23 protein-coding genes are annotated in these 25,967 nt (G+C 43.4%); 20 read left to right on the top strand and 3 right to left on the bottom strand.

What is annotated here, in order from left to right:
- Positions 1–14 precede the first annotated feature (14 nt).
- The 11 genes from mutL to glnA all read left to right on the top strand — a co-directional run bounded on the left by mutL (position 15) and on the right by glnA (position 14,045).
- Positions 15–2,216, top strand: coding sequence for a DNA mismatch repair endonuclease MutL (gene mutL / locus NLBNIHML_RS05000; RefSeq protein ID WP_494353911.1), 2,202 nt, complete (start codon positions 15–17; stop codon positions 2,214–2,216).
- A gap of 17 nt (positions 2,217–2,233) precedes the next feature.
- On the top strand, positions 2,234–3,019 hold the full coding sequence (locus NLBNIHML_RS04995; RefSeq protein ID WP_494353910.1) for a class I SAM-dependent methyltransferase: 786 nt from the start codon (positions 2,234–2,236) through the stop codon (positions 3,017–3,019).
- Positions 3,000–3,956, top strand: coding sequence for a tRNA (adenosine(37)-N6)-dimethylallyltransferase MiaA (gene miaA, locus NLBNIHML_RS04990; protein WP_494353909.1), 957 nt, complete (start codon positions 3,000–3,002; stop codon positions 3,954–3,956). Before NLBNIHML_RS04995 ends, miaA begins: the two co-directional genes overlap by 20 nt.
- A 373-nt stretch (positions 3,957–4,329) precedes the next feature.
- Entirely contained in the window at positions 4,330–4,572 is a 243-nt protein-coding gene (gene hfq / locus NLBNIHML_RS04985) for an RNA chaperone Hfq (RefSeq protein ID WP_494353908.1), read from the top strand.
- Between the two features lie 169 nt (positions 4,573–4,741).
- A complete protein-coding gene (locus tag NLBNIHML_RS04980; RefSeq protein ID WP_494353907.1) occupies positions 4,742–7,414 on the top strand; it encodes a PBP1A family penicillin-binding protein in 2,673 nt (890 codons plus the stop codon).
- A gap of 288 nt (positions 7,415–7,702) precedes the next feature.
- Complete coding sequence (locus NLBNIHML_RS04975; RefSeq protein ID WP_062835000.1) at positions 7,703–8,266, top strand: ribonuclease FAU-1 family protein; 564 nt, start codon at positions 7,703–7,705, stop codon at positions 8,264–8,266.
- 110 nt (positions 8,267–8,376) lie between these two features.
- On the top strand, positions 8,377–9,348 hold the full coding sequence (locus NLBNIHML_RS04970) for an AAA family ATPase (protein WP_062834999.1): 972 nt from the start codon (positions 8,377–8,379) through the stop codon (positions 9,346–9,348).
- A gap of 119 nt (positions 9,349–9,467) precedes the next feature.
- Entirely contained in the window at positions 9,468–10,754 is a 1,287-nt protein-coding gene (hflX, locus tag NLBNIHML_RS04965; RefSeq protein WP_339234679.1) for a GTPase HflX, read from the top strand.
- An 83-nt stretch (positions 10,755–10,837) separates the two neighbouring features.
- Positions 10,838–12,091: a methionine gamma-lyase family protein gene (locus NLBNIHML_RS04960; protein ID WP_494353906.1), complete on the top strand. Its 1,254-nt coding sequence runs from the start codon at positions 10,838–10,840 to the stop codon at positions 12,089–12,091.
- An 82-nt stretch (positions 12,092–12,173) separates the two neighbouring features.
- Positions 12,174–12,587, top strand: coding sequence for a MerR family transcriptional regulator (locus NLBNIHML_RS04955; protein WP_056689944.1), 414 nt, complete (start codon positions 12,174–12,176; stop codon positions 12,585–12,587).
- A 129-nt stretch (positions 12,588–12,716) separates the two neighbouring features.
- On the top strand, positions 12,717–14,045 hold the full coding sequence (glnA, locus tag NLBNIHML_RS04950; RefSeq protein WP_091029299.1) for a type I glutamate--ammonia ligase: 1,329 nt from the start codon (positions 12,717–12,719) through the stop codon (positions 14,043–14,045).
- Positions 14,046–14,593: 548 nt separating this feature from the next.
- Here glnA and NLBNIHML_RS04945 read toward each other — a convergent pair.
- Entirely contained in the window at positions 14,594–15,061 is a 468-nt protein-coding gene (locus NLBNIHML_RS04945; RefSeq protein WP_339255872.1) for a hypothetical protein, read from the bottom strand.
- Between the two features lie 855 nt (positions 15,062–15,916).
- Here NLBNIHML_RS04945 and NLBNIHML_RS04940 point away from each other — a divergent pair.
- Complete coding sequence (locus tag NLBNIHML_RS04940) at positions 15,917–17,218, top strand: aldehyde dehydrogenase (RefSeq protein ID WP_494353905.1); 1,302 nt, start codon at positions 15,917–15,919, stop codon at positions 17,216–17,218.
- Positions 17,219–17,326: 108 nt separating this feature from the next.
- Here NLBNIHML_RS04940 and lexA read toward each other — a convergent pair whose 3' ends face one another.
- On the bottom strand, positions 17,327–17,953 hold the full coding sequence (gene lexA, locus NLBNIHML_RS04935; protein WP_017688034.1) for a transcriptional repressor LexA: 627 nt from the start codon (positions 17,951–17,953) through the stop codon (positions 17,327–17,329).
- A 296-nt stretch (positions 17,954–18,249) separates the two neighbouring features.
- On the opposite strand from lexA, the gene NLBNIHML_RS04930 reads away from it, so the two are divergent.
- The 8 genes from NLBNIHML_RS04930 (at position 18,250) to NLBNIHML_RS04895 (ending at position 25,306) form a co-directional block, all read left to right on the top strand.
- Complete coding sequence (locus NLBNIHML_RS04930; RefSeq protein WP_339234545.1) at positions 18,250–18,627, top strand: LysM peptidoglycan-binding domain-containing protein; 378 nt, start codon at positions 18,250–18,252, stop codon at positions 18,625–18,627.
- Between the two features lie 94 nt (positions 18,628–18,721).
- Positions 18,722–18,931 carry a DUF896 domain-containing protein gene (locus NLBNIHML_RS04925; RefSeq protein ID WP_017688036.1) on the top strand — a complete coding sequence of 70 codons (210 nt, stop codon included), beginning with the start codon at positions 18,722–18,724 and terminating at the stop codon, positions 18,929–18,931.
- A 125-nt stretch (positions 18,932–19,056) separates the two neighbouring features.
- A complete protein-coding gene (locus tag NLBNIHML_RS04920) occupies positions 19,057–19,566 on the top strand; it encodes a hypothetical protein (protein WP_339234540.1) in 510 nt (169 codons plus the stop codon).
- A 28-nt stretch (positions 19,567–19,594) separates the two neighbouring features.
- Positions 19,595–20,386, top strand: coding sequence for an HAD family hydrolase (locus NLBNIHML_RS04915; RefSeq protein ID WP_472477555.1), 792 nt, complete (start codon positions 19,595–19,597; stop codon positions 20,384–20,386).
- A 596-nt stretch (positions 20,387–20,982) separates the two neighbouring features.
- Complete coding sequence (locus tag NLBNIHML_RS04910; RefSeq protein ID WP_371129062.1) at positions 20,983–21,912, top strand: ABC transporter permease; 930 nt, start codon at positions 20,983–20,985, stop codon at positions 21,910–21,912.
- Between the two features lie 12 nt (positions 21,913–21,924).
- Positions 21,925–22,797: a carbohydrate ABC transporter permease gene (locus tag NLBNIHML_RS04905; RefSeq protein WP_036613592.1), complete on the top strand. Its 873-nt coding sequence runs from the start codon at positions 21,925–21,927 to the stop codon at positions 22,795–22,797.
- A 97-nt stretch (positions 22,798–22,894) separates the two neighbouring features.
- Positions 22,895–24,529: an ABC transporter substrate-binding protein gene (locus NLBNIHML_RS04900; protein ID WP_494353904.1), complete on the top strand. Its 1,635-nt coding sequence runs from the start codon at positions 22,895–22,897 to the stop codon at positions 24,527–24,529.
- 102 nt (positions 24,530–24,631) lie between these two features.
- Positions 24,632–25,306 carry a GntR family transcriptional regulator gene (locus NLBNIHML_RS04895; RefSeq protein ID WP_339234531.1) on the top strand — a complete coding sequence of 225 codons (675 nt, stop codon included), beginning with the start codon at positions 24,632–24,634 and terminating at the stop codon, positions 25,304–25,306.
- 96 nt (positions 25,307–25,402) lie between these two features.
- On the opposite strand, the gene NLBNIHML_RS04890 is transcribed toward NLBNIHML_RS04895, so the two are convergent.
- Positions 25,403–25,948, bottom strand: coding sequence for a cupin domain-containing protein (locus NLBNIHML_RS04890; RefSeq protein WP_036613600.1), 546 nt, complete (start codon positions 25,946–25,948; stop codon positions 25,403–25,405).
- Positions 25,949–25,967 lie beyond the last annotated feature (19 nt).

Genomic DNA, 25,967 nt, shown 5'->3' with positions numbered 1-25,967 from the left:
GGAGGGGAAAACCTGTGGCGAAAATACATGTGCTAGATGAACATATTGCCAACCAGATTGCGGCTGGTGAGGTGGTCGAACGACCTGCTTCAGTCGTCAAGGAGTTGCTTGAAAACTCGGTGGATGCAGGCGCCACCAAGATTGAGGTGACTGTGGAAGAGGGCGGACTCCTCAGTATTCGTGTCAAAGACAATGGGTCAGGTATTGAGCCAGAGGATATGGAAACGGCCTTTTATCGTCATGCAACCAGCAAAATAGCCCATGGACGAGATCTGTTCCAGATCACAAGTCTTGGATTTCGCGGGGAAGCCCTGGCGAGTATTGCCGCAGTCTCCAAGGTAGAGGTGTTATCGGCAAGTAACAATGACGGGCGGGGGCGCCGCATTGTAATTGAAGGCGGGAATCTTGTCTCTCATGAAGATGCAACCTCGCCCCAAGGTACAGATTTTGTAGTGAAAGAACTTTTTTACAATACACCAGCCAGACTCAAATATATGAAAACGATCCAGACGGAACTCGGACATATATCTGATGTTCTATACCGAATGGCGATGTCGCATCCAAACATTTCGTTCAGATTGCGCCATAATGAGAATGTGTTGCTTCAGACGCTGGGTAACGGCGATCTGCTGCAAGTGGTTGCAGCCATCTATGGGACAAGTGCTGCCAAAGCGATGCTTCCTATTCAGGGTGAAAGTCTGGATTACCGGGTGAGCGGGCTGATCAGCCTGCCAGAATGGACACGAGCGAATCGTGGTGGTATGTCGACGATCGTTAATGGGCGATTTGTTCGCAATTACGGTCTCAATCAGGCGATTCTCAAAGCCTACCATACCTTGCTGCCCATCAATCGCTTCCCGCTTGTCGTGGTGCAGTTGGAGATGCATCCCTCTCTTGTGGATGTGAACGTGCATCCGGCCAAGTTGGAAGTACGTTTTAGCAAGGAACCAGAACTCTATGAATTTGTGGAGACGACGTTGAGGGGGATCCTCCGGCAGGAGGTATTGATTCCGCAGGTCAAGAAGCAGCAGATTCGACGTGGAGATGATAGTTCCTTTATCCAGGAACAATTCCTCTTTCCGCGTGGTCCGCTGAAAGACCAGTCTGATGCAGAAGGCTATGGGCAACAAGGTCCACTCGGAAAACCTTCTAAGGCATTGTTAAAGTTGACTACGGAAGATGATGATCTGGATGCTCCGGCGGATCTTTCCGAAGTACAACCGGTATCTGAACAGGGACAAACCGTGCCGCTGCCCGAAGCTCCACCTGAGGTTACACACCCCCCTGAGCAGTTAGAAAGTTGGAACGGGCATATTTTGCAGAAGGGGTCGAGTCATGATGGAGGGCAGACAAATGCTAACGTGCAGGAAGTTACTAAAGAGGTAAGTGCAAGTTCTTCCGAAGCTTCTCCAAAGTCTGACCTGTCTTCTCAAGATCGTGTAGCAGCAGAGAAACCGCTGACTGATGGCAAACCGACTACCTACCAGTCCGATTCCGTAACTTTGCCGGTTAGGGAAGCTCGTTCACCCTACAATCCGTCTTCGAGTGCGAGAACTGAACGGATGTGGAAAACTTCAGGTTTGCCTGATGCCACTAAACTTGCTGCTGCCATTAAATCGGATGCATCCATGCCGGCATTTCCGGAGCTGAGCCTCATTGGACAGCATCATGGTACGTATTTAATCGCGCAAAATGACCAAGGTTTATATTTGATTGACCAGCACGCCGCTCATGAACGTGTGAATTATGAATATTATTACGAGAAATTCGGCAACCCTGCTCAAGCCTCACAAGAGTTACTGCTACCGATTACCTTGGAATTCACACCTTCAGAGACTGAAAAGCTGAAAACAAGGCTGGCCTGGTTCGAGCAGGCCGGTGTATATTTGGAGCATTTTGGTGGACAGACGTTCCGTGTTCGTTCCCATCCATTCTGGTTCCCCAAAGGGGATGAGAAAGACATTATCGAAGAGATGTCCGAATGGGTTCTAAGCGAACGAAGCATAGATGTGGCCAAGATGCGAGAAGCTGCATCCATCATGTGTTCCTGCAAAGCGTCTATCAAAGCCAATCAGAAGCTGACGGATCAGGAAGCAGAAGTGCTGATTCAGCGTCTGGGTTCATGTCGTCAGCCCTACACCTGTCCACATGGGCGGCCGATTGTGGTTTCATTTTCAACGTATGATCTAGAAAAATTATTTAAACGAGTGATGTAGCTATTTAGGGGGACATTATGTACATTACAACCGGTGACAAGGAGATTGCCTCTCAGGTGGAGCGTGCGCGTAAGCTCGCCGAAACGACAGGAGGTACCTACGTACCGCGCAATAGAACGTCTTTACCCAGACTGATTGAACATTATGGTATCAATGAAATACTAGTGGTACTCAATGGCAGAGCCCGTCTGTTTCGCAAAGATGCAACGGAGCTTGAATTTCACCCCAGTATGGGATTTGTTCGCGCTAAACGTGTTCTAAGAGGCGAAGCTGATCCCATGCTGGAAGCTGGTGCGGTACTTGAAGGAGACACCATTGTTGATTGTACCGCTGGACTTGGTTCTGATGCGCTGGTATTTTCGGTTGCGGCTGGGTTGAGTGGACGGGTCATCGCCTGCGAAAGTTCTCAACCACTCTATACACTGTTGCTGGAGGGCATGTCGCATTATAAGAGCAATCAACCCTTGGTGGATGAGGCTTTTCGGCGCATAGATCTGCGGCATGTGGATCATCTTGATTTACTGCGTTCCATGCCAGATCGAAGCTGTGACACTGTATATTTTGACCCCATGTTCCGTGAACCGATGATGGATTCTAGTGCGATACAGCCCTTGCGAGATTATGCGAATGCTCATGCGCTGGATGAAGAGAGCATTATGGAAGCGAGACGGGTCGCCCGTAAAAGGGTAGTGATGAAAGAAAAGCGCGGCAGCGCGGAGTTTGACAGGCTCGGATTTGAAATACTTGATCGAGCGAATGCAAAAACCCTGTACGGAGTGATTAATGTTGAACGTGAAAGTTAAACCAAAACCCAAACTGCTTGTGCTGGTTGGACCAACAGCAGTAGGCAAAACAAGAATGAGCATCGAGCTTGCCCAAGCTTTCGATTGTGAGATTATCTCAGGGGATTCGATGCAGGTATATCGTGAAATGGATATCGGAACTGCCAAAATTACCTCTGAAGAAATGAAGGGTGTACCTCATCATCTCATTGATATACATGAACCTGAGTACCCTTACTCTGTGGCCGAGTTCCAGGAGAGTTGCACCCGATTGATTAGTGAAATCCATGAACGTGGTAAAATGCCTTTTATTGTAGGTGGCACCGGTCTGTATGTGGAATCGGTATGTTACGGCTTCCAATTTTCCGATAGTGGTTCGGATGAAGCGTTCAGGGAGCAACAATTCAGCTATGCGGAGCTACATGGCGCACAGGCCCTTCATGATCGTCTGAGGGAAGTAGATCCGGTCAGTGCAGATCGTCTGCATCCGAATGACCAAAGGCGAATTGTGCGTGCGCTTGAGATCCATCACCTCACAGGCGAGAAGTGGTCTGATCAGCTGGCAGTACAGAAGAAAGAGTCGCCTTATGACCTTCTTATTGTTGGTTTGACAATGGATCGGCAGAAATTGTACGCCCGGGTAGAAGAGCGGATTGATCTGATGATCGAACAAGGTCTGGTAGATGAGGTGAAATCCTTGTTGGAACGGGGCGTGGCGAGAGGTCATATTTCCATGCAAGGGCTGGGATATAAGGAAATTGCAGCGTTCTTGCAAGGGGAAGTGAGTTGGGAAGCTGCGGTTGAGTGGTTAAAGAGGGATACGCGCCGGTTTGCCAAAAGACAGCTGTCCTGGTTCCGCCATATGAAGGATATTGAATGGGTAGACATGACGGATACCCAGGATTTTGAAGGGAAATACAAGCAAATAAGTGAATTGATTACACAAAAATTTGATTGATTTGAGCGATGATTAGTATTCTTCTGACAGGCATCGATTAGATCAAGATATGTAAACCTCTACCTTTTGGTCATCAGAAGGATAGAGGTTTTTATGTATCACTAGAATAGGTGTAAGAGATTAAAAATTCGCCAAACAATGAATAAATGAGCTTTAAAATGAAGAGTTTGTCCCTCTTTTGCAAAACTGGCAAGCGGTGTATAATGGATAAGTCTTCTATTTGTTTGCCTTGCCAAGAATGGGTGTAAAATAGCAGACAAGGGGTTTTTGTGGATTATATGAAACTGTTCATGATATAATAGCACGAAAGCTACTCAGCGATATTGAATATTACTTGAACACGAATTCAAATGAACCAATGGGGGTACGGCTAATGAACAAGTCCATCAACATCCAAGATACGTTCTTGAACCAACTGCGGAAAGAAAATATTCCTGCTACGGTCTATCTGACCAACGGCTTCCAAATCCGCGGGACGATCAAGGCATTTGACAATTTTACGATCGTCATCGACAGCGACGGACGCCAGCAAATGGTCTACAAGCATGCCATCTCCACGTTCACGCCGCAACGCAGCGTATCGCTGATGCAGCAAGAAAATAGCGGCGAAGCTTAAAAAATTACGAAACCTTTTCACCAACCATTTCGTCTACAAGTATAGGTATTGAAACAGAGCAACCTGAATAAAGGGTTGTTCTTTTCATTCCGGGCAAAATATGTTTAATATATGCTTGAGCCAACAGACGAATAGAAATTATGCAACTGAAAGGGAGTCAGGAGGTAACATGCCAAACGATCCGTTGTCGAGGTCTAATAATCGCAACAACAATAACAAGTCACCCAAAAAAGCGAAGCCAAAGACCTCTAAAAAGAAAAAAATTACGGGTAAACGCGTTGGATGGACACTGTTTTTCACAATGGCAATCGCCATATTCTGTGCACTAGGCGGATATTTATTTATTATGGTGAGTGGTGAAAATCTGCTCAAAGCCAACAAGGACAAAACTACAATTAATGAAACTTCAAAAGTATATGATCGCAATGGCCAATTAATGGGGGAGCTATCCATTCAGAAGCTGGAACCCGTCAAAGAAGATGATATTCCTGAGCTGGTGAAGCAAGCCTTTGTTGCAACAGAGGATAAGCGATTCTACGATCATCAGGGCGTGGATATCTGGTCCATCGGGCGTGCGGCGGTTAAGGACGTCATGGCTCGTTCCATGGTGGAAGGTGGTAGTACACTAACCCAGCAGCTTGCCAAGAACATGTTCTTGTCCCGTGACAAAACGTTCTTCCGTAAAGCAACGGAAGTATCCATTGCCATGGCATTGGAGCGCAAGTACACCAAAGACGAAATTCTGACGATGTATCTGAACCGGATTTTCTTCGGTCATCAGCGTTACGGGATTAAAGCGGCATCTGAATTTTATTTTGGAGTTACCGATCTCAAAAAGTTGAAGTTGTGGCAAATTGCTACATTGGCAGCGATGCCGAAAGGCCCTTCTGCCTATAACCCGGTAAGCAATCCAAACGACTCCAAAGCACGCCGTGGTGTGGTATTGCAGCTGATGTATGAACAAGGCTACATCACCAAGGCGGAGATGGATGAAGCAAAAGAGATTAACTATAACTACAAGCGACCAGAGAAAGACATGAAATATCAAGCCTTTATAGATTATGTGCTCCGTGAAGCTGAACGCGTAACAGGTAAAACGGAAGATGATCTGAATATTGGCGGATACAAAATCTATACAACCATGGATGCACAGGCTCAAACAGCCATGGAAACTGCCTTTACAGACGATAGTCTGTTCGAGGCAAGTAAAGACGATCAACAGGTTCAAGGTTCCATGGTCATCATGAACCACGAGAATGGCAGTCTCGTTGCCCTCCTGGGTGGACGTGATTATCAGACTAAAGGTTATAGCCGTGTTACGCAGAGTCGAAGACAGCCGGGTTCTGCTTTTAAACCAATTGTGTCTTATGCACCGGCGCTTGAAACAGGAAACTACAGTGCCAACTCGGCGCTGAGCAATGCGAAGCAATGTTTTGGTAACTACTGTCCGGGTAACTTGCATGGATATTCTTCGACGATCAGTATGACAGATGCCATTACGAAATCGGAAAATATTCCTGCGGTTTGGTTACTTGATAAAATCGGCGTTAACACAGGTATTAATTTTGCCAAGAGTGTAGGTATACAGCTGACAGATGAAGACAAAAACTTGGCAATTGCCCTCGGTGGTCTGAGTAAAGGGACAAATACACTGGAAATGGCGCAAGCCTATAGTGCATTTGCCAACCTCGGAGAATACCGTCAAGCCTATTCGATCAAGGAAATAAAGGATAGCGCAGGCAAAACAACGTATAAACACGATAACTCGGACACCACGCGTGTCATGAGCGAGCAAAATGCGTATCAGCTTACACAGATGCTGCAGAATGTTGTTAATGATGGTACGGGACGTTCGGCACGTCTGGATCGTCCGGTAGCGGGTAAAACAGGAACGGTTCAAAGTGGTATCTCTGGCAACAGTGCCAACCGTGATGTATGGTTCGTTGGATACACACCGGAATGGACTGCCGCAGTCTGGATGGGCTATGACAATCCGGATGCCAATCATATGCTTAAGAACAGCAGTAAGCTGTCAGCAGCTTTCTTTGCCAAAGTCATGGGGGATGCCTTAAAAGGCGTTCCAGTGAAGCAATTCAAAACACCGGCTGGAGGGCAGGCACCTCCGCCAGTAGAAGAACCAGAACAACCAGCACTATCCGTTAGTGGTCTGAGTGGATCATACGATCCAAATGCTCAAACCGTCTCACTGAGTTGGACTGGAACAGGTGACACGAGCACGCAGTATCGGGTGTATCGTAAAGAAACCTCCGAAGGCCAGTTCACGCATCTCATTGATTCAGTGGGATCGACCAGTGCACAAGATTTAAGTGCATTGCCTGGCCTGACCTATGAGTACTATGTGACAGCTTACGACTTGGCATCAGGACAGGAGACGGATCCTTCGAACACCATTTCCCTGATGATTGAAGCGCAGGAAATGCCACCAGAGGAACCTGATCCTGGTATAGACCCTGGTACAGAAACAAATCCTGAGCAGCCAGGTACGGAGAATCCGGACAATGGTTCACCGGATAATGGCAACTCGAACGGTAATAACGGAAATGGGAATGAAAATGGCAACAACGGAAATGGGAATGGTAATAACGGCAATAATGGAAACAATGGTAATAACAGCGGAGCCGGCCAAGGTAACGGTCAACCTGGTGGAGGAAATACGACCCCACCTGGTCAGGGGACAACAGAGCCAGGCGGTACAGGTGAAGGCTCTGATGATGGGGCCGTAACAACACCGGGCGAGATTGTAACTCCAGACAGCGGAACGAGTGGTGACACTGGAGGAACAGACGAACCTGCAGATTCTCAAGCTGGAACTGGCGGCTAAACCAGTGAATAACTAAATAGCTGCATGAATTAAACTGCTTCCCGGAATTTCGGTGAAGCAGTTTTTTTTGGTTATACGAACCTTCTTTAATAGAAGATCATTTAATGAATAGGTGGGACAAAGCTTGATTTTGAGTGTATACCTTAAATATGGTAAGCTGTAACTATTCGTAATACGTTGTGCAAGGTGGGCCCAGAGCGCTGGAATTTATCATGCGGACGTTATTACATTGTTCACCAATAACATCAGAGCAGGTCACGGACCTGTAGTCGGCAAAGAGGGGTTCGTATGAAACGGAAATTCGGGGACCGCGCGAACTGGCGCCGGATTACGAACCGACAATTCACATGCCGGTTCGTTCAATCCAAAATTTTCACAGGTTATATTACGTTGTACACCATACAGGATTTGAAAGAACCTCTGTGGAAAACATATGGAGGCAGTACCTTCTGTATTGCAGATAAAGGGTATTCTTGGCTGCAATACTACCCGAAGGGAGAGCATTTCGTTGTTACAGCGATGTTTGATGATCAGGAGCGGATTGTGGAATGGTATATTGATACATGTCGCAGTCAGGGGATAACCGATCAGGGGGTACCTTGGTTTGATGACCTGTATCTGGATGTCGTTGTGCTGAAAGATGGAGAGGTCTTTTTGCTGGATGAAGATGAGCTTGAAGATGCATTGTCGCGGAAGCATATTACGACAGGTGATTATGACTTGGCTAACAAGACGGCAAAGGAATTGCTGCATGCCATTGATGCACATGTATTCCCATACTTTCAGTTATCACTGAAGCATAGGCAGAGTTTGTTTGAGAACGGAGAATTTCGAAAAAACATTCAGATCTAAGACATATACCTAACCGTAGAATTCTTCATGATCCTTCTAATATTGGAGCGCCTGATAGAATACATTAATAATCAGGAGAGTTCAGCCCGATAAAATAGAGGTGATGGCGAATGAACGGACGGGTCATGGCTGCAGGAGAGCAACCAGGAGGCAGACCATCCAGACAAATTAATATTGTGTTACGTAACCAGGAACCTCAGATGTTGGTCAAAGATGAGGCAGCGGCAGTACAGGCGGCCAAGAGCATAACCAAACATGCGCACTTCCAGGAGATACAGGGTGAATTGGAGCAGTTGGTTGGACTTGAAAATATCAAAGACCTGGTATTTGAGATCTATGCTTTCTTACAGATTGCTCAGATGCGTACCGAAGCAGGCTTACTTAGTGGTGCGCACGTGTATCATATGATCTTCAAAGGTAATCCGGGGACTGGTAAAACAACCGTGGCGAGGATTGTTGCCAAACTTTTTCAGAAGATGGGTGTGTTGAGTAAAGGTCATCTTATTGAAGTTGAGCGTGCGGATCTGGTTGGAGAATATATTGGTCACACGGCGCAGAAAACAAGAGATCTGGTCAAGAAGGCACTCGGTGGGATATTGTTCATTGATGAAGCCTACAGTTTGGCCCGCGGCGGAGAGAAGGATTTTGGCAAGGAAGCCATTGATACGCTTGTTAAGTCCATGGAAGATAACAAAAATCAGTTTATACTGATTCTTGCAGGGTACTCGGAAGAGATTGATTTTTTTCTTCAAACGAATCCCGGATTGCCTTCCCGCTTCCCCATTCAAGTGGAATTTCCAGACTATAGCATTGATCAGTTGATTCAAATCTCTGAGATTATGGCCAAAGAGCGTGATTATATTCTAATGCCTCAGACCATACTCAAACTTAAGCAGCATTTGCTTCAGGAAAAAAATGATTCGCTACATGCGTTCAGTAACGCCAGATACGTTCGTAATGCCATTGAGCGTTCGATCAGGCATCAGGCGGTTCGTTTGTTGGAACAATACTCGGAAGGCAGTCCAGGGAAACTGGAGCTGATGACAATCCGTACAGAGGATTTGAACTTTGAGCGAAAGTAAGCGATAATATAGTTTTTACACTAGCCGGCCGGGCCAACCGGTTCGGCTTAAGGCATGCCATGGCATATTTGTGGTAATGAATATCAACGAATAAGTAATTAGAGGGAGTGAACATATACATGACAAATGGCACGCATGATACAGATATGGTCAAAAAAGATCGCGCCGTCTTGGTGAGTCTTGTTACGGATGATGTAAAACGCACGGGTATCAATCCTGAGTACTCTTTAGAGGAATTGGTGAAGCTTGCCGAGACAGCTGGAGTGGAAGTGCTAAGTGTACTTTCTCAGAACAGGGAAAAACGGGATACCAAATGGTTCATTGGTAAAGGTAAGGTAGAAGAGCTTCGTGCAATTGCAGAGGAACTCGGAGCAACTACAGCTATTTTTGATCAGGAATTGTCAGGAGCACAGGTTCGCAATCTGGAAGAAACCCTTGATCTCAAAATTATTGATCGTACCCAGTTGATTTTGGACATTTTTGCACAGCGTGCCAACACGAGAGAAGGTATCATTCAAGTGGAGTTGGCTCAACATAGCTACTTGTTGCCACGTTTGTCGGGTCATGGCAAGAATCTGTCCAGACTCGGTGGGGGCATCGGAACAAGAGGGCCGGGGGAAAGCAAGCTGGAGACAGACCGTCGTCACATCCGTGGCCGCATTGACGATCTGAAGCGTCATCTGGAAGAATTGACACGTCATCGCAAGTTGCACCGTGAACGCCGGAAGAAGACAGGTATTGTTCAAGTGGCCCTTGTTGGTTATACCAATGCTGGCAAATCAACCTTGCTCAAGCAGTTGACTGCGGCAGATGTGTATATTCAAGATCAGCTTTTTGCTACTTTGGACCCAACTTCACGCACGATGGAACTTCCAAGTGGTAAAGAAATCGTACTTACCGACACCGTTGGATTTATTCAAAATCTCCCGCATGATCTGATTGCGGCTTTCCGGGCAACACTGGAAGAAGTGAATGAAGCAGATCTCATCCTGCATGTTGTGGATGCCTCATCAGCTATGCGTGAAGATCAGATGAGAACGGTTAACACGATTTTGCAAGAACTTGGTGCAGGGGATAAACCGCAGTTAGTCCTGTATAACAAAAAAGATGCGTGCACACCAGAACAGCTTGAGATGCTTCCACTGGATAAAGATCATATTAAAGTAAGCGCATTAGATTCAGAGGATCTGCTTAAAATCCGTGAATTGATTCAGAACGAGCTGACAGGTGACACGAAACGCTTCCGTATTCCGGCAGAACGTGGGGATCTTACGTCGGTACTCTACAAAATTGGTGATGTAGTGGATACCAGCTTTGAGGAGAATGATGTCATTTATGAAGTGGAATTGCAAAAAGGTGAATATGAGAAATTTGGTTATATGCTCGAAAATTTTATTGAATCGTAATATTCATGACATATTGATGTGATAAGTTACACGATAATGACTATTCAACGTCAGATTCGTGCTATGAAGGGGAATGAAGTAAGATGGTAAGCTTTGATTCAGAAATATCTGAACTTCAGCAACAAGTGGAGCGTCAGATTGAAGGACAACTTCAACAGATTGATCGGATCACAGATCACAATCAATGGAAAGTGATTAACTCTTTCCAACAGCGAAAAGTAAGTGATTTTCATTTTGCAGGTTCAACAGGTTATGCGTATAACGACCGTGGGCGTGAAGTACTTGATGAAGTATATGCTGATGTGTTTGGCGCGGAAGCCGCGTTGGTACGTCCTCATTTTGCTTCAGGTACACATACGATTAGTACAGCTCTCTTTGGCGTATTGCGCCCAGGTGACGAATTATTGTACATCACGGGTAAGCCTTATGACACATTGCATAAAGTGATTGGCAAACCCGGTGATGGTACAGGTTCGTTACGCGATTTTGGTATCGGCTACCGTGAGACGGCTTTAACTGTTGAAGGTGGCGTGGACTGGGCAGCAGTTGAGAAAAGCATTACACCGGCTACAAAAGTCATTGGGATTCAACGTTCACGTGGTTATGATTGGCGCTCATCCTTCTGTGTTGCTGAGATTGCCGAGATGGTGACACGTGTTAAAGGGCTTAAGGAGGATGTCATCGTATTCGTGGATAATTGTTACGGTGAATTCACGGAGGAACGTGAACCGACAGAAGTCGGAGTTGATCTGATGGCCGGATCACTTATTAAGAATCCTGGTGGAGGTATTGCAGAAACCGGAGGATACATATGTGGGAAGGAACAATACGTACAGTTGGCAGCTTATCGCCTGACAGCCCCGGGAATTGGGGGAGAGGTTGGAGCAATGCTGGGAACAACACGTGGCATCTACCAAGGACTTTACATGGCACCGACAATCGTAGGACAAGCTATTAAAGGTAGTACGTTTGCTGCTGCGATGTTTGCTGAATCGGGATTTGTAACCAAGCCCGCTTGGAATGAAGCTCGTACAGATCTGATTCAGGCTGTTCAGTTCAGTTCTGCTGAGCATTTAATTGCCTTTGTGCAGGGAATTCAGCGTGCAGCAGCTGTAGATAGTCATGTGGTTCCTGAACCGTGGGATATGCCTGGTTATGAACATCCTGTCATTATGGCGGCAGGTACGTTCATTCAGGGCGGAAGTCTGGAATTATCAGCCGATGCGCCTATTCGGGAGCCGTATATTGGGTATATGCAGGGCGGATTAACGTACTCTCATGTCAAATATGGCGTTTTGATGGCATTACAGACCATGAAAGATCGTAAATTATTGTGAGTTTATCTAACACATCATTGACACTTGGTAACAACTAAATGTACAATAGGGTGAAGAATAGATGACTGGAAGGTTGATGAACATGGGTGATGAAATTCGCAGAAATATGGCCTTATTCCCAATTGGTATTGTAATGAAACTTACGGATCTGTCTGCACGTCAGATTCGTTATTATGAGCAGCACAGCTTGATCGTTCCTGCGAGAACGTCAGGTAATCAGCGGTTATTCTCTTTTAATGACGTAGAGAGATTGCTAGAGATCAAGGCTTTGATTGAAAAAGGAGTTAACATCGCAGGGATCAAACAAGTGATGAATCCTGTTTCGAAAGAATCCGAGGAAGCTACAGTGATCACGCCAGATACAGAAGTTAAACGCAGAGAACTGTCCGATACGCAGTTGCATCGTTTGCTGAAGCAGCAACTTGTGTCAGGTAAGAGACCTGGACAAGTATCTCTCATTCAGGGAGAGCTTTCCCGATTCTTTAATAAAAAGTAAGTTCGCATAACTTGGCGAGTGAGAGGAAATCATGCACTTATGGTGTAAGAATCCTTGACCCGTGGAACTTTCTAATGTACAAATATAACAGGCAAGCCAAATACGCAGATAAGAAAGGGAGAGGTTATAGTGAGCTATACAAAAGAAGACATTCTCCGCATTTCGAAAGAAGAAAACGTACGATTCATTCGATTGCAATTTACCGATTTGCTTGGAGCTATCAAAAACGTTGAGATTCCTGTGAGCCAGTTGACTAAGGCTCTGGATAACAAAATGATGTTCGATGGATCTTCCATTGAAGGTTATGTACGTATTGAAGAGTCCGACATGTACCTCTATCCAGATCTAGATTCTTGGCTTATTTTCCCATGGGTAGCAGAAAACCGTGTTGCACGCCTGATCTGTGACGTATACCTTCCAGATGGTAACCCGTTTCCAGGAGACCCACGTGGTATCTTGAAACGAAACCTGAAGGAAGCCCAAGATATGGGATTCACTTCCTTCAACGTCGGTCCTGAACCTGAGTTCTTCTTGTTCAAAACAGACGAAAAAGGAAACCCGACCAACGAGCTGAATGACCAAGGTGGATATTTCGACTTGGCACCTACGGATCTTGGTGAAAACTGTCGCCGTGACATCGTTATCACCCTTGAAGAAATGGGCTTTGAGATCGAAGCTTCCCACCATGAGGTAGCTCCAGGTCAGCATGAGATCGACTTTAAATATGCTGATGCGCTGAAAGCGGCTGACCAGATCCAAACGTTCAAACTCGTTGTTAAAACGATTGCACGTCAGCATGGTTTACATGCTACATTCATGCCTAAACCGCTGTTTGGTATGAACGGATCCGGTATGCACTGCAACCAATCTTTGTTCAAAGGCAATGAGAACGCATTCGTTGACGAGTCGGACGAGCTTGGTTTGAGCAAAACTGCACGTCACTTCATGGCTGGAACTCTGAAGCATGCACGTGCGTTTGCAGCTATTACTAATCCAACTGTGAACTCATACAAACGTCTTGTACCAGGCTATGAAGCTCCTTGTTATGTAGCATGGTCTGCGAGTAACCGTAGCCCAATGATTCGTATTCCAGCTTCCCGTGGTTTGAGCACACGTGTTGAGGTTCGTAACCCGGATCCGGCTGCTAACCCTTACCTGGCTTTGGCTGTTTTGTTGAAAGCAGGTCTGGACGGAATCAAACGTGAGCTTTCCTTACCAGCTCCAATTGACCGTAACATCTACATCATGTCAGAAGAAGAGCGTGTGGAAGAAGGCATTCCAAGCTTGCCAGCTGACCTGAAAGAAGCACTGAATGAATTGATCCGCAGCGAAGTTATCTGTGATGCTCTCGGCGACCACGCCTTGGCTCACTTCTATGAGCTGAAAGAAATTGAGTGGGATATGTATAGAACACAAGTCCACCAATGGGAACGCGATCAATATATCACTTTGTACTAATAGCTCAATCCCTTGGCGCTCTAGCGCTGAGGGGTTTTTCTTTTTGTGGGCAATCCCTAAACATTTAAAGAAAAATCAAAATGCCCCCAAAATATTTTTCTACACAAAAATTTCTTCAGTGAATTTCGTATCTTCCCCGCACTCAAGTAAAAGAACTACGCAGGCCTGAGATAGTGAACGAAAAGGTAAGGAAGATCACAATGTTCTAAGATTCTGTTAACTCTAGATTCAATAACGAACCTCAAAATATTCCATTGAATTTTGTTTCCTGACCATGAGTAAAAAAACTTCGTTCAAACTTTGAAAATGATAAAATATGATGCATAGCTATTTCGAGAATTTGATTTAATAAAGCTCTTTTCAATCTGAATAAGCAATAATGACTCAATGAAACATCCTCTTAAGCTATAATTCAACAATTAAAAGAGCATTATCTCTGGAAAACATAAAATAAATTTATCGCTGTACTCATCCTTGTCTACAAAGTATAAAAAATGGCCCCCCCATTAATATAGCGGGGAGCCATTGAATATCTACTAAAATATTATTTAGCTGGTTTTTGTGAATTGAATTGTATAAGGCTCGTTATAGTTGTTGATACCGTTGTCCATAATTCTGAAGTAAACCTTCTCACCAGGTTTAGCATTCCAACTAATCGCCTCAGGGTATCCCCGTCCATTCCAGTTATCCATTTGAATGGACAGGATCGCACCGCTTGCATTCATTTTAATAACACCCATAACAATGTCGAAGTTAGCTGGTGGAGTGGCTATAACAGAATATGTGATTTCGGATGTACCGTTTGTGTTGTCGACTACATAAAAATCATTGTCGCTCATGCTATCTAAATACTGTGTTGCGCTAAATCCAGAAGACTGGTTTACACTTGAGTACATCACTTCTGCTGTCTCAAATGAATCAGCCCAACCAGTTTTAGCGAATGCAGAGCTGGAACCGAATGCTAATAGACAAGCAGTTGCCATAACAGAAATAGAGAATTTTCTTAATCTTTTCATATTCAAACCTCCCAAATATACTAGAACCAATAGAGTAAGATTCTGTTTTAAGTTGTTATTTGAAATTAAAGATATCGAGTAGAGTTCAAATAATTAGGTTGGCCAACCATGGTTAAATATACCATATAAGATTACTATTTGTAAATAATATAGTTGTAAAATGTTGGATTTATGGATATTCTTTTGAAATGCTAATTTTGACTAATTGATAGAAATGATTTATTAAGCATGCCTTTTATCGAACTAATAGATTTGGGTGATAATAAGATAAATATACATATAAGACATTAAGATATGAAAAATGATTTCCTCCCGGTAGTCTTATGTAGGTTCGGGTACCTATCTAGTATTTGATTATAGAGGAGTAGTAGAAGCGTAGCGCACACTATCCATTAAGAACATGGAAAAGAGAAAATTTCGTGATACATTCGAGTAAAAGATTCAAAAATAGGCCGGCTTCTTTGTTTACTATGCAAACAAAACCAACACAAAACCACAAGTCATTGAATTAGAGAAATTACTTCTCCACGTCCGCAGAGTTATCGGCAATTAGGACATATGATCTCTATGTTGACATTGCGTAAGATTTACAAGGCTACATCCATCTCTTTAGATCTCAGTACATATAATCTTCTGGAGAAATAAAGATGAATTCTAATAATACCCAATAATTCGCTATAGTCGAACACTTACATAAAAAAAAGGGTAGCTTTCTCATATCTTGAAACGCCTACCAAATTTCAGAAATTTTCAAATTAATGTTTCAATATTATGTTGATAGTTTCATATAGAAGAGGTATACTTTAATTGAATTTTGAGCAATTTAATTTTAAATAATTAATTGGAGATGTTAATATGGATCAGGCAAAACAATTGGTGACAGAACAACGTACATTTTTTTATACAGGACAAACTAAAAATATCGAGTATCGGATTAATGCACTTCAACAGCTTAGAAAAGGAATCGAAAAGTATCAGCAACGGATACAAGATGCACTTCGGGTGGATCTGAACAAATCCGAGGCGGAAGCTTACGGTTCCGAGATTCGCATTGTTCTGGGTGAATTGGATTTTGCATTAGAACATCTGGAGGAATGGGCTGCGCCAAAACAAGTCCCAACTAATTCGGCTATGCCGGATGGGGTGAGCACCATTTACCCTGAACCATACGGAGTGGCTCTTATTATTGCACCTTGGAACTATCCTTTCCAACTGGCGTTTGGTCCACTGATTGGAGCAATTGCAGCCGGTAACTGTGCAGTTATCAAACCTTCTGAATTAACACCAGCCGTATCTCGTCTGACGTATGATCTTATTCAGGAGATCTTCCCTCAGGAGTATATTGCCGTTATGGAAGGGGAAGTCGAAGCCAGCACAGCATTGTTGAAAGAGAAGTTTGATTATATTTTCTTCACAGGTAGTACGGGTGTTGGTCGCATTGTTATGAAGGCAGCTGCGGAGCACCTGACTCCTGTAACTCTTGAATTAGGTGGTAAGAGTCCTGCTATTGTCCATAGTGACGCAGATCTGAAGCTGGTGGCTCAGCGTATTGTTCGTGGTAAGTTCCTGAATGCAGGGCAAACATGTGTTGCTCCGGATTACTTGCTTGTGCATGAACAAGTTCATGACGAATTAATTAATCTGATTGGCGCAGAGGTCAAAGATAAATTTGGGGATGATGTGTTACAGAATGCTGATTTCCCACATATTGTCAACGCGCGTAACTTTGATCGGTTGTCGAAATTTCTTACAGATGGCAAAACGCTGATAGGTGGACGGTCTGTGCGTGAGCAGTTGCTGATTGAGCCGACTGTACTTGGAGATGTGAACTGGGATTCACCTGTCATGCAAGAAGAGATCTTTGGTCCGATTCTTCCCGTATTTACGTACAGCGACCTGAATCCCGTGCTGGATGAGATTGTTCGCCGGCCAAAACCATTGGCACTATATCTCTTCACACAGGATGAGCAACTACAGGATCAGGTGCTGAATCAAGTTTCCTTCGGTGGGGGATGTATTAATGACACGCTTTCTCATATGACTTCGCATTATCTTCCGTTTGGTGGTGTAGGAGAGAGTGGTATGGGCTCATATCACGGACAACAGAGCTTTGATGTGTTCTCGCATCACAAGAGTGTTCTGAAACGCAGCGAATAATTATCCGATAAAACAATATAAACATAAAAAGAGGTTGTCCTGTTCATCAGGGCAACCTCTTTTTGTATTTCAGTGTATTGCATCTAGTTTTGTTACTCAGGTTAGATATTAATGAATATCTCGGAAAAGGCCAATGACTTTACCCAGAATACTAACGTGTTTCAAACGTAAAGGCTCGAAAGTCGCATTCTCCGGTTGAAGGCGAATATGATCTTTCTCTTTATAGAACGTTTTCACTGTAGCTTCATCGTCTTCAGTCATTGCCACTACGATATCACCGTTATCAGCAGTTTGCTGTTGACGGACAATAACGTAATCTCCGTTAACGATTCCTGCTTCCACCATACTATCTCCGACTACCGAAAGCATAAACACTTTCTGTTCACCTACATAATGTGTAGGAAGAGGGAAGTAGTCTTCAATGTTCTCGGTTGCAGTAATTGGAACCCCGGCTGTAACCTTACCAACGACAGGAATACGTGCAACGCTATGAGCAAATTGATGAGAATGCTCAGATTCTTCCTGGCTCAAAAGCTCAATGGCTCTTGGCTTGGTAGGGTCGCGTCGGATCAAACCTTTTTTCTCCAGGCGATCCAAATGTCCATGTACTGTTGAGCTGGAAGCCAGTCCAACAGCTTCACCAATTTCCCGTACGGAAGGAGGATACCCCTTCAACCGGACTTCATTTCGTATAAATTCCAGAATTGCCTGCTGCCTGCTGGATATCTTCGACATACCGTATCAACCCCATTTTAGTAACGTTTGGGAAAATTATAACATAGAACCTCCGTTCGTACAAACATAAGTTCTAAATAAAATGGCATATAATCAGTGTTTTTTAACTTATAGAACCGAATTTATCCAAAAGTCAGAGCAGAATACTGCAAATGCTTCGCAGAAGGGTTTGAATTAAGATATTTCTCCTTCAAAAAACAAGCGAACAATTGTTCTAAAAATCTATTGAACAAAACAAGTGTTCGTGTTATATTGATTTCAACAGATAGGAACAAACGTTTGGAGGCGGGTATTTAATGAGATATTCAACTTATCAAAGTATTTATGAACCGATGAATTCGGAACTGGTGAAGTCTAACATAGGGAACTACAAGAAGGTTTTAGCGCGTTTCAAGATTTCTTCATGGATATTAAAGGTAGCCATCACTTCTTTGATTATATTTATTGGATGTAGCACTGTATTAACGGTATTTGCTGGCAATGAGAATGATGTTCTGCCTGGAGGAAAGATAGCCGTTTCACAAGGGGAAACATTATGGAGTATTTCTTTGGAACATAAACCGACTAATATGGATACACGTATATATATAGAAGCAATTAAGAAAGTGAATCAACTTCAAGCGACTTCGATCCAAGTGGGACAAGTACTAACTCTACCGCAATTCGCAGAATAAATGCACATCAATGAGAGTTAACGCGTGTCAGCTTGACAAGCAGCCTTTATCATGGCAAAGTTAATATGACTTTGTATTTTTGGAGGGGACAAGCTTGGATATAGATAGTCTGGTAGCACGTATTAACGAATTGGCTCGTAAGCAAAAGTCCACTGGATTGTCGGAGGAAGAACTTGCTGAACGTGCCGAGCTAAGAGAGATTTATTTGAGTAATATTCGCAGCAATTTCAGACAACAACTGGATACCATTGAGATTGTTGATGATGAGAATGACAAAGGCCACCAAGGCAAACTCAAACACTAACGAAACCTAATGATATCATTATGATATTTAGGTTTCTTCCTGTTATTCTGAGTATGCAATTTATAGGGGGAAATGTTGGTTTACAGTTATGTAAGCCGATACAAAGACACATAAGGGGGATTCTCATGTCGCGTTCGTTCGAGAGAACGGTTAAGAAAAATTCCAAGCAGTTAAATCAGCAACGCAAAAAAAGTGGTCAGCCAATCACAGGTACACCAGGTGAAGAAGTCTTTAAGGGACGTAGCCTTTTGTTCCCTATATTTTTGATCGGTCTCGCCTTTTTGTATCTGTTTATGAGCACGTTCCTTGTGCAAGCTCCGATGACAACCTGGGACTGGGTGACGATGCTGCTTTACGTATTTTTGGCAGTCATCTTCATGCTTCGTCGTCCATACATCAAGATCAGCAGTAATCGGATTATAACAACAAAGGGTAATCGTGAACGTTCAATCGGGGTTGAAGATATTGTCAAATTCAGAATTGAACCAGGCACAGTTGTTATCGAACATAAAAGTCGCGGGAAAAGATGGGTGTTCACCAAGTTATTGAACCGTTACGATACAGATGCGATTGCAGAACGTTTGCTGAAGTTTGCAAAAGCACACCAGATCACCGTGGAAACGATCGATAAGTAATTATTGCATAAAGGGGTAGATGATCGGAATGGCGTTAAAAGCGATTTTGTTCGACCTGGATGATACTTTATTGTGGGATGAGCGCAGTGTTCGAGAAGCATTTCGTGAGACTTGTCTAATTGCAGCACAAGAGACTGGGGTCAAACCGGAGGAACTTGAAGAAGCTGTTCGTAACGAGGCACGTGCACTGTATGAATCTTATGAGACCTTTCCTTTTACCAAAATGATTGGAATCAATCCGTTTGAAGGCCTTTGGGCCAACTTTACTGGTGGGGATCAAGCTGAGTTCCGTCAGTTGGAACAACTTGCTCCAGCTTACCGTAAAGAATCCTGGCGTCGTGGCTTGTTGAAGTTGGGTATAGATCGGGAAGATCTTGCTGAACAACTGGCCGCGCAGTTTGGAGTAGAACGTAGATCCAGACCTCATGTGTACGAAGAAACGATGGATACTTTGCGTCAATTACAAGGGAAATACAAACTTTTGCTGTTAACGAACGGTTGTCCTGCTTTGCAACAAGAGAAGTTGGATGGTGTACCTGAATTGACTCCTTTCTTTGATGAGATTGTTATCTCGGGTAACTTTGGAAAAGGAAAACCAGATCCGTCCATATTCGAGCATGCTTTGAGTAAACTGGGTGTTAAACCCGAAGAGAGCATGATGGTTGGGGACAAGTTGACGACGGATATTCGTGGTGCTCTATCAGCAGGCATCCAAGCCGTATGGATTAACCGTGAGCATAAGAACAACAATGAAACGTATGCGCCTGACCATGAAATTACGCATTTATCCGAATTAGATCAACTTATTGCTAAGTTCTGAGCAAATCAGCCATAACATCTTTCCTCAGCACTCTGAAACATTGGAAGCTTCAATGAACGATGATATCGTTCTTGAAGTTACCAATGTTTTTTTAATTTGAGTAAATTAACTAAGTTACCTTGTTAAATGAGATTTCCATTTATTTTGCTAAAAGTTATTGAAATTAGGGGGGAGCTGGATTAAAATATAACTAACATACTAGTATGACTAGTATTTAGATTATTCTGAGCAATTTCTTTTGACTTAATTCATTTGAATTCATTTGAATGGAAGCGAGGGTTGTTGCTAATTATTTTTTATTTGTTGTAAGCGCTTTATACACTTCGAAGACCTTCTTTCGATTTGGAGATCACACCAATTATTAAGTGCTAATACATGATGTGAAGCACCTTGGATTGAGTGATTTTACATAAAACATCAAAATGATATCGCTTACATTGGACTGTACTCTATTTCGTGGTGGGGGTGAAATTGAAGGATTGGTTGTTTTCTACCAAAGAAGCGATGGGAATTGCTCGTGAAATAGTTTATATCTATCAAGTCCTGGATTGGAGTGAAAACACATGGAGTCGGAAACCGCTAAAACAACGTTAACCATGACATCTTTACGTAAAGAAAGCAGATTACGAACGGCAGCAACTTTGTTCCGCAAAGACTGGCAGTTGTATTCACTATTAATCCTTCCCATCATCTATCTCCTTATTTTTAAATATGGGCCGATGATCGGAAATGTGATTGCGTTCAGACGCTTTGTTCCGGGAGGAAGTATATTTGGAGAAACGTGGGTTGGGTTAAGATACTTCAAAATGTTCATTGAGGACCCTACCTTTTGGAGAGTATTTGGTAACACGCTGATGTTGGGCGGACTCGCGTTGCTCTTTACATTCCCGGTTCCAATCATTTTTGCCTTGATGCTTAACGAAGTGAAGAGTAAACGATTCAAAAAGTTTGTTCAAACCGCGTCCTATCTGCCTCATTTTCTGTCCATCGTTATCGTGGCGGGTATGATCCTGCAGCTGACAGCAGTGAATGGTTCCATTAATGGACTGGTAGCTTTCTTCACTGGAGACAATATTCCTTTTATGCAGCGGGCGGAGTGGTTCCGAACAATCTATATCACTTCTGAGGTATGGCAGGGTATGGGTTGGGGAGCGATTCTGTATCTGGCTGCACTGACAACCATAGATGATTCTTTGTATGAAGCTGCGCGTATCGATGGTGCCAATCGGTGGAAGCAAACGATTCATGTAACGATACCAGGGATTTTGCCAACGATTGTGACATTATTGATTTTGAACATGGGTAATTTCCTTGCTGTTGGATTCGAAAAAATCTTACTCTTGTACAATCCGCTAATCTACGAGACATCTGATGTCATCTCGACTTACCTGTATCGGGTCGGACTGGAATCCAGTAACTTCAGTTATGCTACCGCAATTGGCTTGTTCGAATCGCTGATCGGTCTGATTCTGGTGTTCTCCGTAAATGCGATCTCACGCAGACTGACACAAAGAAGCTTATGGTAAAGGAGGAGCATCATGCAGGAATCCAGATCTTACAAGGTATTTAAAGTATTCAATGTTATCTTTCTGCTGTTCGTAGTATTTATAACGCTCTATCCATTCTTAAATGTCGTGGCACAATCCTTCAGTAGTGAGTCCTATATTAATTCGGGCAAGGTTAGTCTGTTCCCAAGAGGATTCAATGTGGAGACGTATAAGACCATCTCGCGTGACAGCATGTTCTGGACGAATTATAAAAATACGATTATCTACACCGTGGTAGGTACGCTAATCTCCATGTTCATGACAACTATTTTCGCATATGCCCTGTCCAAAAAGAGATTAATGGGTCGCAAATTTCTGACCATGTTCGCCGTATTCACCATGTTCTTCAGTGGTGGATTGATTCCAAACTATGTGTTGATTAATTCCCTTGGGTTCAACAACACCATGTGGGCACTTGTTGTTCCTGGCGCAATTAGCATATACAACATGCTGATCATGAAATCATTTTTTGAAAATATGCCTGAAGAACTGGAGGAAGCTGCCTCGATTGACGGTTTGAACACTTACGGAATCTTGTTACGCATTATTTTGCCACTAAGTAAAGCAGTTATGGCAACCATGGTGCTGTTCTACGCAGTGGGCCATTGGAATTCCTGGTTCCCAGCCTTTCTGTATTTGGACAAAAAAGAACTGTTCCCGGTAACCATTTATCTGCGCAATATGATTGCAGGAGCGACAAGCGGGGCGTCTGCCGGTGCAACCTCAGCGGATAACCTGACACAGATTGCTGCCAATATTAAATCAGTAACGATGGTATTAACCATTTTGCCGATACTCACCATCTATCCATTTGTCCAAAGATACTTTGTAACCGGAATCATGTTAGGGTCTGTCAAACAGTAAAAAGCAGCAGCTAGAGTAATTCACATGATTAATTTTTAGATGTTGTTTAAAGTTTAAGGCAAAGTCAACCTAAACCAAATTCAGGGGGATAACCTAAATGAATCAAAAGCCACGTAAGTTTGTTGGTAAAATGGTGTTGGCAACAATGATGACCTTCGTTCTGGCAGCATGTAGCAGCGGTACTGGAGCTGGAGGTGACGTCACGGAAGTTCAAACCAAGGCAGCGATGGAAACGTACAATGTAGGGGATACATTCAAGGCGACCGAGCCATTTAATCTATCCATACTATACAGTGATCATCCTATTTATCCTTATAAAAAAAACTGGTTACTTTTCGATAAAATTACCGAACTGACGGGTGTTACGCTTGAGCCAACGATTGTTCCCATGAGTGACTACTCTCAGAAGAGATCCCTTCTAATTAGTTCAGGCGATGCACCGCTGATTATTCCCAAAACCTATCCTGGTGAAGAATCTGCATTTGTATCTTCCGGTGCGGTCTTGCCCATTAGTGATTACATTGATTTGATGCCGAACTTCAAGGATAAAGTGGAAAAATGGGGTTTGGAGGATGAACTGGAAGGACTTCGGCAAGAAGATGGAAAGTACTATGTGCTCCCGGGTCTGCATGAAGAAGTATGGCCGGATTATACATTACTGGTAAGAACGGATGTTTTTGAAGAAAATAACATCGCCATCCCGACGACATGGGACGAATTGTATGATGCAGCCAAAAAGCTGAAAGAAATCTACCCCGATTCCATTCCATTTTCGGATGGATTTAAATTCAATAGTACATTGAACATCGCTGCTACCGGTTTTGGTACCAAGGCTGGATGGGGTTTTGGTAATGGATTGACGTATAAAGAAGATCAGGATGAATTCGTATACACGGCTACAACACCAGAATACAAAGAGCTGTTGACCTACTTTAACAAGTTGGTATCTGAAGGATTGCTGGACAAAGAAAGTTTTACACAGGATGACGATCAGGCAATACAGAAATTTGTATCCGGCAAATCTTTTATGATTAACGGCAATTCCCAAACGCTGGTAATGCACCGAACTGATATGAACAAAACGCTGGGAGAGGGCAAATTCTCAGTTGAGAAGATTACAGTTCCTGGTGGACCAAAAGGCCAATTAATGTCAGGCTCCAGACTTGAAAACGGTGTCATGATCTCTGGGAAAATTCAAAAAAGCGAAAATTTCAAAGCCATTATGCAATTTATTGATTGGTTATACTACAGTGATGAGGGTCAAGAGTTTGCCAAATGGGGTGTTGAAGGCGAAACATTTACCAAAGAGGGCGGAACACGTAAATTGGTTGAAGACGTTAACTATAATGGTTTGAATCCAAAAGGAACGAAGGATCTGCGTATTGACTTTGGCTTCTCAGGTGGTGTATTTGCCTACGGAGGTACAACAGATCTGCTGCAATCGATGTTTAGTGAAGAAGAGTTGAAATTCCAGCAAGACATGAAGGATACCAAAGAAGTGATCCCGGCTGAACCACCGATTCCATACTCTTCTGAGGATCGTGAACGGGTGACACTTCTGAGTACTCCACTGAAAGATTACTCAGACCAAAATACACTTAAATTTATCTTGGGTGAGCGGGACTTGTCGGAATTCGATACGTTTGCCAAAGAGCTGGAAAGTCAAGGCCTATCCAATTATCTGAAGCTTGCAAATGACACGTATAAAGCCTACAAAGAAAACAAGCAATAACATAGTTAAGGTTGGCCAAATTACCGTTTCACACCGATATTTAAGTGGAACGGTAATTTGTGCTAATATGAATGAATACGGCTGAGAGAAAGAGGTCAAGGCATGTCAATTAATCAAAAAATTAGAGGCTCGACCCGGGCATATTCATATAATTTGTTAAAGGAACGAATTCTGCATCTGGAACTTAAGCCTGGTACTAAAATTTCAGAGAAAGAGATTGCAGATGAATTGCAAGTGAGCAGAACCCCCGTGCGAGAAGCATTCATGAAGCTTGCAGAAGAAGAACTGCTGGACATTATTCCCCAGAGTGGAACGATCGTCTCTCATATTAATCTAGAGCATGTGGAAGAAGGCAGGTTTACGAGGGAAAAGATGGAGAAGGAAATCGTGACTTTGGCATGTGTTTCTTTTCCTGAAGAATTCCGATTTCGACTTGAAACCAACATTGCGATGCAGGAAGTTTGTATAGGAAAAAACAATTTCTATCGTCTTTTTGAGCTGGATGAAGAGTTTCATCAGATTTTGTTTCAGGGCACGGGTAAGCTAAGAACATGGAAAATGTTGCAACAACTGAATATTCCGTTTAATCGGTTGCGTTTGTTACGTCTAGCGGAGGACTCCAACCTGGAGGTCATTATCTCCCAACACAAAGATATATATCGACTTATCACAGAGCGTAAAACAGAACAGGCTGTTCAGGTAATGGAAGCTCATCTCAGACTGGTTGTGATTGAACAAGAATCGATAAAAGCGAAATACCCGCATTATTTTATATAATGCACGGATGTTGTATAATAATCTCCATATGCATATGCGAAAACCCCTGTTCAATTGAACAGGGGTTTTGGTTAAGCAAGTTATAACATGAGAGTGTCAGGCGTTTTTGATAAATGTAGGATCAGGGTATGGATCTGCAATCCAGCCATCTTTTTCGATGAACAGACGTACAGCGATAATTTGTTTGTTCTCCATTAAGGTGAAGAAGTGCGGTGTATTCTCGGGTACAGAAATGACGTCTCCAGGAGACAGTTCTACATTAAAGTAACCTACATCATCTGTGGCTTTGATAACAAAGATTCCTTTACCAGCGACAATCGCACGGATCTCATCTTCAGCGTGGGTGTGGATCTCTTCGAACTTGGCCAGCTTTTCTTCGATATCTGGTGTTTGCTCGGATAGTGTGATCACATCCCAGATTTGGTACCCGCGACGTGCAGCCAAATCTCTGATCTCATAGTCGTAAGTTTCCAAAACTTCGGTTTTCTGTTCATCCGTTAATCCAAAGTTATTTTGCAGATCAGTGTTCAGTTTGGATGCGTCCCACTTCTCATATAATACTTCGTATTTGTTTAAGAAATTTCGAACATTTTCGTCACCAGTGATGCGTTCGTTCGTATTTCGGATAACAATTTCAGCCATGTTCTTTCCCTCTTTTCCA

The sequence above is a fragment of the Paenibacillus sp. JNU01 genome (assembly GCF_059130585.1).
Note: the sequence above shows the minus strand (reverse complement) of the source record. Positions and strands in the feature narration are given on the sequence as shown.

Excerpts from the sequence above, each read along its gene's own strand:
- NLBNIHML_RS04960 (WP_494353906.1), top strand. The coding sequence starts at position 10,838 with ATGGTAAGCTTTGATTCAGAAATATCTGAACTTCAGCAACAAGTGGAG.
- NLBNIHML_RS04910 (WP_371129062.1), top strand. The coding sequence starts at position 20,983 with ATGACATCTTTACGTAAAGAAAGCAGATTACGAACGGCAGCAACTTTG.
- NLBNIHML_RS04930 (WP_339234545.1), top strand. The coding sequence starts at position 18,250 with ATGAGATATTCAACTTATCAAAGTATTTATGAACCGATGAATTCGGAA.
- NLBNIHML_RS04945 (WP_339255872.1), bottom strand. The coding sequence starts at position 15,061 with ATGAAAAGATTAAGAAAATTCTCTATTTCTGTTATGGCAACTGCTTGT.
- NLBNIHML_RS04915 (WP_472477555.1), top strand. The coding sequence starts at position 19,595 with ATGGCGTTAAAAGCGATTTTGTTCGACCTGGATGATACTTTATTGTGG.
- NLBNIHML_RS04890 (WP_036613600.1), bottom strand. The coding sequence starts at position 25,948 with ATGGCTGAAATTGTTATCCGAAATACGAACGAACGCATCACTGGTGAC.
- miaA (WP_494353909.1), top strand. The coding sequence starts at position 3,000 with ATGTTGAACGTGAAAGTTAAACCAAAACCCAAACTGCTTGTGCTGGTT.
- NLBNIHML_RS04905 (WP_036613592.1), top strand. The coding sequence starts at position 21,925 with ATGCAGGAATCCAGATCTTACAAGGTATTTAAAGTATTCAATGTTATC.
- NLBNIHML_RS04900 (WP_494353904.1), top strand. The coding sequence starts at position 22,895 with ATGAATCAAAAGCCACGTAAGTTTGTTGGTAAAATGGTGTTGGCAACA.
- NLBNIHML_RS04920 (WP_339234540.1), top strand. The coding sequence starts at position 19,057 with ATGTCGCGTTCGTTCGAGAGAACGGTTAAGAAAAATTCCAAGCAGTTA.
- NLBNIHML_RS04975 (WP_062835000.1), top strand. The coding sequence starts at position 7,703 with ATGAAACGGAAATTCGGGGACCGCGCGAACTGGCGCCGGATTACGAAC.
- NLBNIHML_RS04995 (WP_494353910.1), top strand. The coding sequence starts at position 2,234 with ATGTACATTACAACCGGTGACAAGGAGATTGCCTCTCAGGTGGAGCGT.
- lexA (WP_017688034.1), bottom strand. The coding sequence starts at position 17,953 with ATGTCGAAGATATCCAGCAGGCAGCAGGCAATTCTGGAATTTATACGA.
- NLBNIHML_RS04980 (WP_494353907.1), top strand. The coding sequence starts at position 4,742 with ATGCCAAACGATCCGTTGTCGAGGTCTAATAATCGCAACAACAATAAC.
- NLBNIHML_RS04940 (WP_494353905.1), top strand. The coding sequence starts at position 15,917 with ATGGATCAGGCAAAACAATTGGTGACAGAACAACGTACATTTTTTTAT.
- hfq (WP_494353908.1), top strand. The coding sequence starts at position 4,330 with ATGAACAAGTCCATCAACATCCAAGATACGTTCTTGAACCAACTGCGG.
- NLBNIHML_RS04895 (WP_339234531.1), top strand. The coding sequence starts at position 24,632 with ATGTCAATTAATCAAAAAATTAGAGGCTCGACCCGGGCATATTCATAT.
- NLBNIHML_RS04970 (WP_062834999.1), top strand. The coding sequence starts at position 8,377 with ATGAACGGACGGGTCATGGCTGCAGGAGAGCAACCAGGAGGCAGACCA.
- hflX (WP_339234679.1), top strand. The coding sequence starts at position 9,468 with ATGACAAATGGCACGCATGATACAGATATGGTCAAAAAAGATCGCGCC.
- NLBNIHML_RS04955 (WP_056689944.1), top strand. The coding sequence starts at position 12,174 with ATGGGTGATGAAATTCGCAGAAATATGGCCTTATTCCCAATTGGTATT.